The sequence below is a fragment of the Thermocrispum agreste DSM 44070 genome (genome assembly GCF_000427905.1).
Taxonomy (GTDB): domain Bacteria; phylum Actinomycetota; class Actinomycetes; order Mycobacteriales; family Pseudonocardiaceae; genus Thermocrispum; species Thermocrispum agreste.
In genome coordinates, this window is sequence record NZ_KE386604.1 from 371,041 (window position 1) to 383,847 (window position 12,807).

14 protein-coding genes and 1 pseudogene are annotated in these 12,807 nt (G+C 70.8%); 8 read left to right on the forward strand and 7 right to left on the reverse strand.

Features of this window, described 5'->3' with window-relative positions; translation table 11 throughout:
- Nucleotides 1-25 precede the first annotated feature (25 nt).
- The 3 genes from bagB to YWY_RS0116480 are packed head-to-tail and all read right to left on the reverse strand — an operon-like array spanning nt 26 to nt 2,472.
- Nucleotides 26-1,168, reverse strand: a complete 1,143-nt coding sequence (bagB, locus tag YWY_RS0116470) for an ATPase BagB (protein ID WP_028848518.1) — start codon at nt 1,166-1,168, stop codon at nt 26-28.
- A complete protein-coding gene (bagA, locus tag YWY_RS0116475) occupies nt 1,168-2,199 on the reverse strand; it encodes an ATPase BagA (RefSeq protein ID WP_051310359.1) in 1,032 nt (343 codons plus the stop codon). Before bagA ends, bagB begins: the two co-directional genes overlap by 1 nt.
- A 24-nt stretch (nt 2,200-2,223) precedes the next feature.
- Entirely contained in the window at nt 2,224-2,472 is a 249-nt protein-coding gene (locus YWY_RS0116480) for a hypothetical protein (protein ID WP_028848520.1), read from the reverse strand.
- Between the two features lie 141 nt (nt 2,473-2,613).
- Between YWY_RS0116480 and sp36 the strand changes: the two genes are divergently transcribed.
- From sp36 to YWY_RS0116500, 4 genes are read left to right on the forward strand one after another with little or no spacing between them, the layout of a single operon-like run.
- Nucleotides 2,614-2,775 carry a Sp36 family protein gene (gene sp36 / locus YWY_RS24205; protein ID WP_156899315.1) on the forward strand — a complete coding sequence of 54 codons (162 nt, stop codon included), beginning with the start codon at nt 2,614-2,616 and terminating at the stop codon, nt 2,773-2,775.
- On the forward strand, nt 2,772-3,227 hold the full coding sequence (locus YWY_RS0116490; RefSeq protein WP_028848521.1) for a RidA family protein: 456 nt from the start codon (nt 2,772-2,774) through the stop codon (nt 3,225-3,227). Before sp36 ends, YWY_RS0116490 begins: the two co-directional genes overlap by 4 nt.
- Before the next feature lie 9 nt (nt 3,228-3,236).
- Nucleotides 3,237-4,016: an NUDIX hydrolase gene (locus tag YWY_RS0116495; protein WP_028848522.1), complete on the forward strand. Its 780-nt coding sequence runs from the start codon at nt 3,237-3,239 to the stop codon at nt 4,014-4,016.
- A 40-nt stretch (nt 4,017-4,056) separates the two neighbouring features.
- A complete protein-coding gene (locus YWY_RS0116500) occupies nt 4,057-4,830 on the forward strand; it encodes an MBL fold metallo-hydrolase (RefSeq protein ID WP_028848523.1) in 774 nt (257 codons plus the stop codon).
- On the opposite strand, the pseudogene YWY_RS22450 reads toward YWY_RS0116500, so the two are convergent.
- The 3 genes and pseudogenes from YWY_RS22450 to YWY_RS22455 form a co-directional block, all read right to left on the reverse strand.
- Nucleotides 4,810-5,982: pseudogene (locus YWY_RS22450) on the reverse strand (MFS transporter); the annotation flags it as partial. The gene YWY_RS0116500 and the pseudogene YWY_RS22450 sit on opposite strands and share 21 nt — an antisense overlap.
- 1,231 nt (nt 5,983-7,213) lie before the next feature.
- Nucleotides 7,214-7,888 carry a Crp/Fnr family transcriptional regulator gene (locus tag YWY_RS0116510; protein WP_028848524.1) on the reverse strand — a complete coding sequence of 225 codons (675 nt, stop codon included), beginning with the start codon at nt 7,886-7,888 and terminating at the stop codon, nt 7,214-7,216.
- A gap of 114 nt (nt 7,889-8,002) precedes the next feature.
- Nucleotides 8,003-8,308: a hypothetical protein gene (locus YWY_RS22455; RefSeq protein ID WP_211227631.1), complete on the reverse strand. Its 306-nt coding sequence runs from the start codon at nt 8,306-8,308 to the stop codon at nt 8,003-8,005.
- 301 nt (nt 8,309-8,609) lie between these two features.
- Between YWY_RS22455 and nth the strand changes: the two genes are divergently transcribed.
- The 4 genes from nth to YWY_RS0116535 are packed head-to-tail and all read left to right on the forward strand — an operon-like array spanning nt 8,610 to nt 11,864.
- Nucleotides 8,610-9,347 carry an endonuclease III gene (gene nth, locus YWY_RS22460; protein ID WP_051310360.1) on the forward strand — a complete coding sequence of 246 codons (738 nt, stop codon included), beginning with the start codon at nt 8,610-8,612 and terminating at the stop codon, nt 9,345-9,347.
- A complete protein-coding gene (locus tag YWY_RS0116525; protein ID WP_028848525.1) occupies nt 9,344-9,964 on the forward strand; it encodes a TlpA family protein disulfide reductase in 621 nt (206 codons plus the stop codon). Before nth ends, YWY_RS0116525 begins: the two co-directional genes overlap by 4 nt.
- A complete protein-coding gene (locus tag YWY_RS0116530; RefSeq protein ID WP_028848526.1) occupies nt 9,961-10,683 on the forward strand; it encodes an NUDIX hydrolase in 723 nt (240 codons plus the stop codon). The genes YWY_RS0116525 and YWY_RS0116530 overlap by 4 nt, the downstream gene beginning before the upstream one ends.
- Nucleotides 10,680-11,864 (forward strand): MarP family serine protease, encoded by a 1,185-nt coding sequence (locus YWY_RS0116535; protein ID WP_028848527.1) that lies wholly within the window; start codon nt 10,680-10,682, stop codon nt 11,862-11,864. The genes YWY_RS0116530 and YWY_RS0116535 overlap by 4 nt, the downstream gene beginning before the upstream one ends.
- Before the next feature lie 4 nt (nt 11,865-11,868).
- On the opposite strand, the gene YWY_RS0116540 is transcribed toward YWY_RS0116535, so the two are convergent.
- Nucleotides 11,869-12,807, reverse strand: a complete 939-nt coding sequence (locus YWY_RS0116540) for an alpha/beta fold hydrolase (RefSeq protein ID WP_028848528.1) — start codon at nt 12,805-12,807, stop codon at nt 11,869-11,871.

Here is a 12,807-nt window from a genome sequence, read left to right on the forward strand (position 1 = left end):
GCGGCGGCGTGGTCACTCGCGCCCGTCAGGCGGCCTTGCCGTTCCCGGCGAGCCGCTCGCCGATGATGCGCAAGCCGGAGATGTCGTGCACGTCGCGCGGCAGCGCGGGCACGGTCACCATGGGCACGTCCGGATGGGCGCGGGTGAAGCGCTGGAGCAGCCGCCGTTCCCGTTTGTCCAACGCCACGCGGTCGGCATGCAACCGGAGCACGGCCGCGGCCAGTGGTGCGGAGTTCTTCGCCTCCAATGCCTCGGCCGCGGCCAGTGCCCGGGGCGCGGGCAGGTCGGCAAGCACCGGGTGGGTGCGGTTGGCCACCAGCCCGGTGAGCGGCATGGACTCCGACGACAGCCGTTCCACGAAGTAGGAGGCTTCCCGTAGGGCGTCCGGCTCGGGCGCGGCCACCACCAGGAACGCCGTGCCCGGCGACCGGAGCAGCTCTGCGGTCTTCTGTGCGCGCTCCTTGAAACCACCCGCGGTCGAGTTGAACGCCTGCATGAACGCCGACGCGTCGGTGAGCAGCTGGCCGCCGATCACGGTGGACACCGCCTTCATGCCCAGCGCCAGGCTCGCGGTCAGCGCCTTGCGGATGCCCCATCCGCCCGCCCGGGCCGGCGCGGTGAGCAAGCGGATCATCCTGCCGTCCAGCGCGCTGGACAGCCGCTTGGGAGCGTCCAGGAAGTCCAGTGCCGACCGGGACGGCGGGGTGTCGACGACGATCAGGTCCCACTCCGCGTCGGCCACCAGCTGACCGAGCTTCTCCATCGCCATGTACTCCTGCGTTCCGGAGAACGACGTGGAGATCGTCTGGTAGAACGGGCTGGCCAGCAGCTCCTCGGCCCGCTGCGGGTCGGTGTGGGCGATGATCATGTCGTCGAACGTGCGACGCATGTCGAGCATCATCGCCCACAGCTCGCCCGCCGGATTGAATCCTTCGACCTCGACCTTCCGCGGCACGTTGTCCAGTTCGGCCAGCCCGAGCGACTGGGCCAGCCGGCGCGCCGGGTCGATGGTCAGCACCACCGTCGTGCGGCCGCGCTCGGCGGCACGCAGCGCCAGCGCGGCGGCGGTGGTGGTCTTGCCGACCCCGCCGGAGCCGCAGCAGCAGATCACCTTCGTCTTCGGGTCGTCGATGAGCCGGTCGATCTCCAGCGCGCGGCGCGTGGCCATCACCGGACCCCCTTCTCCACCAGCAACTCGGCCAGCTCGTACAGCGCGGCGACGTCGATGCCGTCCGGCAGGTCCGGCAGCTGCAGCATCGGCTGGTCGGCCGCGGACAGCTGCTCGGCGGCGGAACGCTCGGTGGCGACCCGAATGGCGTGTTCCACCGTCTCGGCCACCAGGCCCTCGAGCACGTCGTCGGGGAGATCAAGCCCGGCTTCCCGCAGGCCGGCGCGCACCCGGGAGGCGTCCACCCGGCCGTCCGCGGCCGCGGTCACCGAGCGATCCGGCAGTCGCGGCTGACGCACCCGGTTGATCAGCACCGCGCCGGGGCGCAGGTCCGCCTGCTGCAGCTCCTCGATGGCCTCCAGCGTTTCCCGGATCGGCATTTCCTCCAGCAGCGTCACCACGTGCACCACGGTCTGCTCCGAGTGCATCAGCTTGACCACGCCGTCCGCCTGGCTCTTGATCGGGCCGCTGCGCGTGACGTCGGTCAGTGCGCGGGTCACGTCCAGGAACTTCACCACCCGTCCGGTCGGGGGCGCGTCGACCACGATGTGGTCGTACACGTGCCGCCCGGTGCTGTCCGTGCGGGTCGCGCACTCCTTGATCTTTCCGGTGAGCAGCACGTCACGCAGGCCGGGGGCCAGCGTGGTGGCGAACTCGATGGCGCCCATCCGGCGCAGTGTCCGGCCGGCGAAGCCGAGGTTGTAGAACAGCTGGAAGTACTCCAGCAGTGCCGCTTCCGCGTCGATGTGCAGCGCACGCAGCTCGCCGCCGCCGGGAGCGGACACCAGGTGACGCTCGCCGTAGGGCAGGGGTTCGGTGTCGAACAACTGCGCAATACCCTGGCGGCCCTCCACCTCGGCCAGCAGCACCCTGCGACCGCCCGCGGCCAGTGCGATCCCCAGCGCCGCGGCGATCGTGGTCTTGCCGGTGCCGCCCTTGCCGGTCACGAAATGCAGCCGGGCCCGCCGCAGTTCGGGTGTCCAGACGCTCGCCGGACGTGGTCCGGCGGAAGCAGGGGAGCCGGTGGTCACCGCACGAGACTAAGTGAGCCGATGTCAGGATGCCAGAACCATGACCGTCACCGTGACGCCTGCCACGACGACGAATGTCCAGGCCAGCCAGGGCGCCAGCACCGTGACCATGAGCACGCCGACGATCAGCGAGGCGGCCAGCACCACGGCACCCGCGATGGCTGCCTTGGCGAACGAGTCGGTCCGCTCGCGGACATGGGCCATGACGAACAGCACCAGAGCCAACTGGGCCGCTGCGAACAGCGCAGTTGCGATGATTCGCCATGTTTCCATGGCGGACAGGCTACGAGTGGGGTGATCGTCGTGGTGGCGCAGCCCCGGCGGGGTGTGCCGGGAGTCGCTCCACCGACCGGGGGACACGGCGCATGCGACGGTCGTAGGCTGCCCGGTGACAAGAACGAAAAGGAGTGTGCCTTGAGCGCGAAGAAGTGGGAGTACGCGACGGTCCCGCTGCTGATCCACGCCACCAAGCAGATCCTCGACCAGTGGGGCGAGGACGGGTGGGAGCTGGTGACGGTCCTGCCCAACCCGACCGGTGAGCAGCACGTTGCGTACTTGAAGCGGGAGAAGGAATGAGCTGGAAGGCCAAACTCGACGAACTCGGCATCGCGCTGCCTCCGGTGCCCACCCCGGCGGGCGCGTACGTCCCCGCGGTGCGGTCCGGCTCGCTGGTCTACACCTCCGGCCAGGTGCCGCTGCGGGACGGCAAGCCGCTGGCCACCGGCAAGGTCGGCGCGGACGTCAGCCCGGAGCAGGCCAAGGACCTGGCCCGCACGTGCGCGTTGAACGCGCTGGCCGCGGTGGACGCGCTGGTCGGCCTGGACTCGGTCGTGCGGGTGGTCAAGGTGGTCGGCTTCGTCGCCTCGGCCGAGGGTTTCGGCGGTCAGCCCGGCGTGATCAACGGCGCGTCCGAGCTGCTCGGTGAGGTGTTCGGCGAGGCGGGACAGCACGCCCGATCGGCCGTCGGCGTGGCGGAACTGCCGCTGAACGTGCCGGTCGAGGTGGAGTTGATCGTCGAGGTGTCCTGAGTGGAGTCGATGCGCCTGCCCGCAGGCTTCGAGTTCGCTCCGCCCGAGCGGCCGGTGACGCCGAAGGACGCGGCCACCGTGATGCTCGTCCGGGACCGGGACGGCCATCTGGAGGTGTTCCTGCAGCAGCGGGTCTCCGCGATGGCCTTCGCGGCCGGGATGACGGTCTTCCCCGGCGGTGCGGTCGACCGGCGCGACGCCGACACCGCGGTGGCGTGGGCCGGTCCGGATCCGCAGTACTGGGCCGAAACGTTCGGCTGCTCCGCCGAGCTGGCGCGCGCCCTGGTGTGCGCCGCCGTGCGGGAGACGTTCGAGGAATGCGGTGTGCTGCTGGCCGGCCGCTCGGCGGACACCGTCGTCGACGACGCCGAGGAGTTCCACGACGTGCGGCAGCGGCTGGTCAGCAAGGAGCTGTCGTTGGCCGAGTTCCTGGACGACGCGGGCCTGGTGCTGCGTGCCGATCTGCTGCGGCCGTGGTCGAGCTGGGTGACGCCGCCGCAAGAACCCAAGCGGTACGACACCCGGTTCTTCCTGGCCGAGATGCCCGCGGGGCAGCGCGCGGACGGCGAGACCTCCGAGGCCGAATCGACCGCGTGGGCCAGGCCGGCGCAGGCACTGGCGGATCTGGAGGCGGGCCGCAGGCAGATGTTGCCACCCACCGCCTACACCTTGCGCGAGCTGGACGGCTACCGCACGGTGGCCGAGGCGCTGGCTGCCGAGCGTGAGGTGTACCGGGTCAAGCCGAACCTGGTGGCCGACGACCAGGGCGTGCGGGTGGAGTTCGAGTGACGGTGCCGCGCAGGCACCGACGGAGTTGCGAGGAGCGACGGTGAAGCACCCGGCGTACGAACAGCTCAGGCAGGTCAGCCCGATCGCGGGCGTGGTGCTGGAGAACAACCCGTCCTCGATGACCCTGGAGGGCACCAACAGCTGGGTGCTGCGCGCCGAGGGGCACGGTGGCGGCGTCGTGGTCGACCCCGGTCACGACGACCGGGAACACCTGCAGGCGCTGCTCGGCGTGGCCGGGGACGTGGAGTTGGTGCTGCTGACGCACCATCACGGCGACCACGCCGACGGCGCCGCCTGGTTCGCCGAGCAGGCCGGGGCGCCGGTGCGGGCGTTCGAGCCCTCGCTGTGCTCCGGAGCCGAGCCGCTGCGGGACGGTGAGCGGTTCAGCGCAGGCGGGCTCGAGCTGACGGTGATGCACACCCCCGGGCACACCGCGGACTCGGTGTGTTTCGTGGTGGACGCCGATCAGCCGCACGTGCTGACCGGCGACACCATCCTCGGCAGCGGCACCACGGTGCTGTCCGACCTCGGCGCCTACCTGGACACGCTGGCCAAGCTGGCCGGCCTTCCCGCGAGGTCGCTCGGCCTGCCCGGGCACGGGCCGGAACTCGTGGATCTGCCGGCGACGGTCCAGGAGTACCGCGAGCACCGGGAGCAGCGGTTGAACCAGGTGCGAGCGGCACTGGCCGAGCTAGGCCCGCAGGCCACTCCGCGACAGATCGTCGAGTTGGTCTACGCCGACGTCGACCCCGCGCTCTGGGGGCCCGCCGAGGCCAGCGTCCGTGCGCAGCTCGACTACCTCCGCCGTGGGTGACATCGTCCTGCGCCGCAGGAAGACCACGGTGGCCAGCACCAGGCCGACGACGAGCGCGCAGACGAACGACCACGGCGGGCCGAACGCCTCCACCACCTGACCGCTCAGCGAGTGGCCGGCCGACAGGCCCAGGGTGACCGCGGTGACCACCCAGCCGAACGCTTCCGTCACCGTGCCGCGCGGCGCCACCTGCTCGATCACCGACGAGTGGGTGGTGGACTGCGGGGTGATCAGCATGCCCGCCAGGATCATCGACAGTCCTAGCGCCAGCATGGACTCCGGCGCCAGCGAAGTGGGCAGCGCCAGGGCACCGACGCAGAGCGAGAAGGCGCCGAGCAGCACGGGGAGCCTCAGCGGCACCGAGCGGGGGAACGGATGAATGCTGTACAGCACGCCGAACAGCACCGAGCTGAGTGACCACAGCGACAGCAGCAGGCCACCCAGCGTGCGCTGGCCGACCGCGGTCGCGGCCGCCGGGACGGCGACTTCCACGAAACCGACGACGACGCCGAACCCGACCGCCGCGATCACCAGGGTGCGCATACCCGGACTGACGAGTGCACCGAGCATCCGTCGCCGTGCTTTGTGCTCGGCCGGGCCCCACGCCCGCACCACCGGGCTGAGAGCGAACGCCACCGAGCCGAGCACCATCATCACCGCGCTGACGACCACGCCCAGCCCCGGCCACGGCAGCGCCACCATCACGCCCGCGAAGCCGGGCCCGATGATGAAGAAGACCTCCATGCTGATCGCCTCGTAGGCGTAGGCCGCCTCCCGGCTGGGGCCGGACGGCAGCACCCTGGTCCACAGGGACCGGGAGGACGAGGCGACCTGCGGCTGGCTCAACCCGGCGAGCACGGCGATCGCCGTCATGGCCACGGTCGGCGCGCCGCTTTCCACCGACAGCACCAGCCCGGTGATGGCCGCGGCGAACAGCGCGGTCGCGACCAGCAACGGCCAGGTCGGGCCGTACCGGTCGATGATCCGGCCTTGCGCCACGGACCCGATGGCGACGCCGATCAGGGAACCGGCACCGACCAACCCCGCGGTCGCGAACGATCCGGTCACCCGCTGCACGTACAGCAGCACCGAGAAGCCGACCATGGCGACCGGAAGGCGTGCCAGCAGCGACGACAGGACCGGCCGCAGCATGCCGGGAGAGGTCAGTGCGGCGCGGTACGACGCGAGGGAGGTTTTACCGGTCACGTCGCCCAGTATGCGCAATTGTGGTACGGCAGTACCAGTCATTTACCGGTTACCTCCGTCACCGTGGAGAACCCGTGCTACCTGCGGAAACGGGGGAGCCGCCCGGTCGTGACCGAGGGCGTTCGGCCGCCTACCGAGAGCGGCGATCAGGGGAGGAACGCGGGGTAGGCGACCGTGGCCGTCTTCCGGCCGGGGCCGGAGCAGGCGGCCGTTGGCGAAGTCGCTTCCGGCCTGACACTCGCCGGCGACCATGTCGCGCCTGGGGCTTCTACGTGGCGGTCATCTACTACAGCACCACCGGGACCACGCACGAGATGGCCAAGGCCGCTGCCTACGGTGCGGAAAAGGCCGGGGCCCAGACGCGGTTGTGGCGGGTGCCGGAACCTGCGCCGGAGGAAGCGATCGAGGTCGACGAGGACTGGGCCAAACACCGCGGGCAAGGCTGTGGCTGCGCCTGCGGAGGGACATGGCCGCGCCTGCCATGGGTGGTGCCGCCAGTCGGTGCCGCCAGCCGAGGACCGAGGCCGCCCGGGATCGGCATTCGGGTGAATTCTCCTCACAATCCGTACATCTGTCTTGGATGCTTTGGTTCGTCCCGACGTTCGCGTTCCCGGTCTCCGGTGCATTCGGCAACCGTCGGCACGCCCGCTCGCCGAATCGTGAACCGCGGATAATCCGGTTCCTCGGGAGCGGCCGCGACCTGCGGTTCCCTGGTCGGCGTGCAGCGGCATCGCTGCCGGTCAGCCGCGGGTCGTGACCCGGCGCCCGCCTGGCGCGAATGCCGGTCAGGCGGCAATATCTCGGTTCGGTAACGGTCCGCGGAAATGGGCCAGTATCGTGCAACATCTCGGTCGCAACAACGTCCTTGAGGGTGAAGGCCCTTGAATAAAGGGGTAGTCGTCGGGGATTGTGGGTATATCAACGGCAAAGACTCCCTCCGGCAACACGGGTCGGGGCCTATGACCGGAGGGCGGGGAGCGCGGAACGTCGGGGGATGGGCCGCGCAAAGGTGAAGGGCCGGTGCGCCACGTCGGGGGTGGCGCCCGGCCCTTCATCTCTGTCCAGGTCACGATCGGTGTCGTGGGGCCGCCGGTGGCGCGAAGCTGCGATCCAGAAGGCGAAAAGCGAACGGGCTGCGCGGCCTCGCCGCACAGCCGATGACATGAAGTGCGTCGCGTCAGCGGGCGCGGCGAGCGAGCCGTTCCGGGTCGAGGATCAGCACGCTCTTGCCCTCCAGACGCAGCCAGCCGCGCTGCGCGAAGTCGGCCAGCGCCTTGTTCACCGTCTCGCGGGAGGCGCCGACGTACTGGGCGATCTCCTCCTGGGTGAGATCGTGGGTGACCCGCAGCAGGCCGGCCTCCTGCGTGCCGAACCGCTGCGCGAACTGCAGCAGGGCCTTGGCCACCCGGCCAGGCACGTCGGTGAAGATCAGGTCGGCGACCATGTTGTTGGTGCGGCGCAGCCTGCGCGCGATCACCCGGAGCAGCTGTTCGGAGATCTCCGGGCGGGTGGCGATCCACTGCCGCAGCGCGGGCCGGTCCATGGTCATGGCACGGACCTCGGTCACCGTGGTCGCCGTCGAGGTGCGCGGGCCCGGGTCGAACACGGACAGCTCGCCGAACATGTCCGCGGGCCCGAAGATGCCGAGCAGGTTCTCCCTGCCGTCCGCGGACTTGCGGCCGATCTTCACTTTCCCGGACAGGATGATGTAGAGCTTGTCGCCGGGTTCACCCTCTTGGAAGATGACGTGGCCGCGCGGGAATTCCACGCTCTCCAACGTCTGGGCCAGAGCCTCGGCGGCAGCTGGCTCGACGCCTTGGAAGATGCCCGCCCTGGCAAGAACCTCGTCCACCTCATGCCTCCTGTCGCATGCGACATCTGCCCAGCTCACGGGCGGCGCCGCTGGTCACGTCGGTGCTGATCCTATCTGCGGGTGACGAGGGCGCGCCAACCCACGTGCGCTTGCTCAGCTGCGTGCGCGCTCCGGCGGGCGGGCGCGCAGTGGGGTCCGCCTGCCGTTGTGCGTGCCCGCTGCCCGGTCCGCGCGCAGCCGTGCCGCGCGGCCGCGGCGGCGCAGCCGGAACAGTTCCAACGCCCGGCCGATGCCCTGCTTGTAGAGGGCCTTGACCTCGTGTGGCTGCGCCGACTCGAGGAACTCCTCGACCTCGGTCTCCCGCACGGTGACGTTGGCGAGCTTCTCCTCGACCCGCTCCATGAAGAGGGCGAAGAACAGCACCACCAGCGGTACGGCGATGACGAACCAGACAGTCATATCGGACAATCCTCGCTCATGTGCCGCGGACCCGGCGGTCACCCGGTCGGTGTCGGCGTGTTGTGTCTCGCCTGCGTCGATTGTTCCCGCGCCCCGCAGCGGGTGGAGCTCCGGCAGGCGCGGGTAGCGTCGCCGGTGCGCCGATGGGCCCCGCCTGCGTGTGCGACGGGATCCCCATCCGTAGGCTATCCAGGTGCCCTCCGTAGCTAACACGCACCCCGGCGCCCGATCGAGTCTTCCGAGGCGGAAGCGCTCGTTCGACGCCGAGAGCAGGCTGGCACTCACCAGACGCGCACGCCGGATGAACCGTTGCCTGGCCGAGGCTTTTCCCGGTGCGCATTGTGAGCTGAATTACCGCACTCCGCTCGATCTGCTCGTCGCGGTCATCCTGTCGGCGCAGTGCACCGACGAGCGCGTGAACCAGGTCACCCCTGAGCTGTTTCGGCGCTATCCGACCGCGGCTGACTACGCCGCGGCCGACCGCGCCGAGTTGGAAGAGCTGATCAAGCCGACCGGCTTCTTCCGGAACAAGGCGAACGCGCTGATCGGTCTCGGGGCGGCGCTGGTGGAGCGGCACGGCGGCGAACTGCCCGGCAAGCTGGAGGACCTGGTCAAGCTGCCCGGCGTCGGGCGCAAGACCGCGAACGTGGTGCTCGGCGAGGCCTTCGGCGTTCCGGGGATCACCGTCGACACGCACTTCAACCGGTTGGTGCACCGGTGGAAGTGGACCGCGGAGCAGGACCCGGTGAAGGTGGAGTTCGCCGTCGGCGAGCTCATCCCGCGCAAGGAATGGACCTTGCTGTCGCACCGGGTGATCTTCCACGGCCGACGGGTGTGCCATGCCCGCAAGCCCGCCTGCGGTGCGTGCCTGCTGGCGAAGGACTGTCCCGCTTTCGGCGCCGGGCCGACCGACTTCGAAACGGCCGCGAAGCTGGTCAAAGGCCCGGAGCGGGAGCATCTGCTGACGTTGGTGCAGGACAAGATGGCCGGCCGGGGAACGGGCAAGGCCGCGGACGGCGGCGCGGACGTAGAGCGGTGACCAGAGCGGCGTGGGTGGCGCTGGCCGTGGGCGGGCTGCTGCTCGCGGCGCTCGTCGTGGTGCTTCCACAAGTGCGCGACGACGCAGGAGGCGGGCAGGCGCCCGCGGACGGCGCCGAGCTGGCTGACGCGCGCGAGCAAGCCGGCCTGCCGCCGTGCCCGAGCGGGTCCGGTGAACCGGTGAAGAAGCTGGCCGGCGTGACGGCGACGTGCCTGGCCGACGGACGCAAGGTCGACGTCGGGCAGATGCTCGCGGGGAAAGTCACGCTGATCAACGTCTGGGCCACCTGGTGCCCGCCGTGCCGCGACGAGTTGCCCGTGCTGCAGGAGTACGCGTCGAGCCCGGGCGCGGTGCAGGTCCTCACTGTTCAGGTCGACAGCCCGCCTGCGGACGGTTTGCGCATGCTGGCGGATCTGGGGGTCCGGCTGCCGACCGTGCACGACGGCGACGAGCGCTATGGTCCACTGCGTCGCGCGTTGTCGGCGCCCAACGTGCTGCCCGCGTCGTATGTGGTCGACCGGGACGGCACGGTGCGCCTGGTCAGCAACCCACGCGTGTTCGCGACCGTTGACCAGGTACGATCCGCCGTCACGCGCCACCGGAAGGGGGCGGAATGAACCAGGGCGCCCTGGTCGACGTGGACGATGTGCCGCCGTGGCTGCGCAGGCTGGTCGAGTTCGCCGGGCGGGCGAGGGCGGAGCACTTCACCCGTTTCGCGCCGCCGCCCGACGAGCGGACCAAGGCCGCAGCCGTGCTCGTGCTGTTCGGTGACGGGGAGGAGGGCCGCGGACACGACGTCTTGCTGCAACGCCGCGCGCACCACCCGAACGACCGGCACAGCGGTCAGGTCGCCTTCCCCGGCGGGGGCGCCGAGGACGGCGACGACGGCCCGGTCGGCACGGCGCTGCGCGAGGCCCAGGAGGAGACCGGGTTGGACCCCAGCGGCGTGCTGCCGATCGCGGTGATGCCCGAGCTGTGGATCCCGGTGTCCGGGTTCTCGGTCACCCCGGTGCTGGCCTACTGGCAGCGGCCCAGCCGGGTGTGGCCGGTGGACCCGGCGGAGACCGCGGCGGTGGCCAGGGTGCCGATCGCCGATCTGGCCGATCCGGCGAACCGGTTCGTGGTCCACCGGCCGGACACCGGGTGGCGCGGTCCGGCGTTCTCGGTGAACGGCATGCTGGTATGGGGGTTCACCGCCGGCCTGCTGAGCACGCTGCTGTCGCTGGCCGGTTGGGAACGGAAGTGGAACACCAAGGACGTTCGCACGCTCGACGATGCCCTGCGTGAGCACGGCGAACGCCTGGTGACGGGCACCGAACGGGAAGGCGACGGGTGAACTGGGTCGACGTGCTGGTGGTCGTGGTCGCCGTCATCGCCGCGGCGTCCGGGGCCAAGCAGGGGGTGATCATCGCGCTCCCCGCCTTCCTCGGTGTGCTCACCGGTGCGGTCGTCGGCATCAAGGTCGCGCCGCTGATCGTGGACATGTTCGAGCACCCGGCGGCCAAGGTCGCCTTCGCGGTGGCCACCGTGGTGTTCCTGGTGGCGCTCGGGGAGACGTTCGGCGTCTGGATCGGCCGGACCATCAAGGAACGGGTCGACCTGCCCAAGCTGGCCTGGCTGGACAACAGCCTGGGCGCGATCGTGCAGGGCGTCGTGGTGTTCGTGGTGGCCTGGCTCATCGCGCTGCCGCTGACGTCGGTCAGCGGGCTGCCCGGGCTGGCCAGGGCGATCAACGGGTCCGTCGTGCTCAGCGAGGTCAACGACGTGATGCCCGAGCAGGCCAGGGCATTGCCGAACGACCTGCGCAAGCTGCTCGACGTGTCGGGGCTGCCGTCGGTCATTGCGCCGTTCGTGCAGCCGCCCAGCGCCGAGGTGCAGCCGCCGGACAAGCGGCTGCAGCACTCGCCCGTGGTGCAGCGGTTGCGGGACAAGGTGCTGAAGATCCGCGGTGACGCCCCCTCGTGCTCGCGGACGCTGGAGGGCAGTGGATTCGTCGTCGCGCCGCAGCGGGTGATGACGAACGCGCACGTGGTCGCAGGCACGACGAGCGTGCGGGTGGAGTCGCAGCAGGGAGTCCTTCCGGCTCGGGTGACCTACTTCGACCCGGATGTCGACGTGGCCATCCTGGCCGTGCCCGACCTGCAGGCACGGCCGATTCCGTTCGCCGAGGTCCCTGCTGCCAGCGGGGACAGCGCCATCGTGCTGGGGTACCCGCTGGACGGCCCGTACACCGCTACGGCCGCGCGTATCCGGCAGCGCACCGAACTGCGCGGTCCGGACATCTACGAGACCAAGACCGTCCGGCGGGACGTCTTCACCGTCCGCGGTGCGATCCGCAGCGGCAACTCCGGTGGGCCGATGGTCAATCCCGACGGCGAAGTGATCGGCCTGGTGTTCGGCGCTTCGGTGCAGGACCCCGACACCGGTTTCACGCTCACCGCGGCGGAGGTCGCGCCGGAGGCGCGCCGCGCTCCGGAGATGGTCAACGACGTCGGCACCGGCCGCTGCACGGCCTAGCGCCTCAACGGTTCAGCCACTCCAGCAGCAGGTCAGTGGTGAGCTCCGGGGCCTCCAAGTGGGGATAGTGCCCCACTCCGGGAAGCTCGCGCAGGGTGGAACCTCGGCCTGCCCACGCGGTCGATGCTTGCGCCGTCCTCGGCAGGACGCACCCGTCGACCCTGCCGTGCAGCTGCAGCACCGGCACGGGGCTCGGGTCCCGCATGGCGTTGGCGAAGCGGCGGCCGTCACCACGGAACAGCGAGCGGAACGCCCACCGGTAGAACTCCAGCGCGCAGTGTGCGACGCCGGGGATCTGCATGGCGGCGCGCAGATAGCGCGCGGCCTCGGTGAACTCCGGGGTGTCCTGCCACGCCGGGCCGGACCACCTGCGCAGGTACTGCTCGACGGCGGCGGCGTCGTCGGCGACCAGATCGCGTTCCGGCTTGATCGGCACCTGGAAGCGGTAGAAGTGCCCCATCGCCCTGCGCTGCTCCCGGTCGTACAGGCAGCGGCGGAGCTCGGGGCGCAGCGCGAGCGGATGCCACCCGCCGAGCACGCCGACGGAATGCACTACGCGGGGGTGCAGCACGGCGGCGGTCCATGCCAGCGCGCCGCCCCACCCGTGCCCGATCAAGTGGGCCCGGCTGGCGCCGAGCGCCCGCACCAGCCCGGTGATGTCACCGGCCAGCGTCCAGGCGTCGTAACCGCGCGGCGGCTTGTCCGAGTCGCCGTAGCCGCGCAGGTCGGCGGACACCACCCGGTAGCCCGCCGCGGCCAGCGCGGGCATCTGCCGGTGCCAGACCCACCAGCACTCCGCGAACCCGTGCAGCAGGATGACCAGCGGCCCGTCGGTGGGGCCGTCCGCTTGCGCCACGTGCAGCGAGATGCCGTTGGCGGAAACCGTGCGGTGCGTCCACGGGCCCGGCGTGCGCACGCTCGACGGGTCGGGTGCCGCTTTCAC

Coding starts and splice junctions, on each gene's coding strand:
- bagB (WP_028848518.1), bottom strand. CDS start 1,168: ATGGCCACGCGCCGCGCGCTGGAGATCGACCGGCTCATCGACGACCCG.
- YWY_RS0116480 (WP_028848520.1), bottom strand. CDS start 2,472: ATGGAAACATGGCGAATCATCGCAACTGCGCTGTTCGCAGCGGCCCAG.
- YWY_RS0116490 (WP_028848521.1), top strand. CDS start 2,772: ATGAGCTGGAAGGCCAAACTCGACGAACTCGGCATCGCGCTGCCTCCG.
- YWY_RS0116495 (WP_028848522.1), top strand. CDS start 3,237: ATGCGCCTGCCCGCAGGCTTCGAGTTCGCTCCGCCCGAGCGGCCGGTG.
- YWY_RS22455 (WP_211227631.1), bottom strand. CDS start 8,308: ATGACTGTCTGGTTCGTCATCGCCGTACCGCTGGTGGTGCTGTTCTTC.
- nth (WP_051310360.1), top strand. CDS start 8,610: ATGAACCGTTGCCTGGCCGAGGCTTTTCCCGGTGCGCATTGTGAGCTG.
- YWY_RS0116530 (WP_028848526.1), top strand. CDS start 9,961: ATGAACCAGGGCGCCCTGGTCGACGTGGACGATGTGCCGCCGTGGCTG.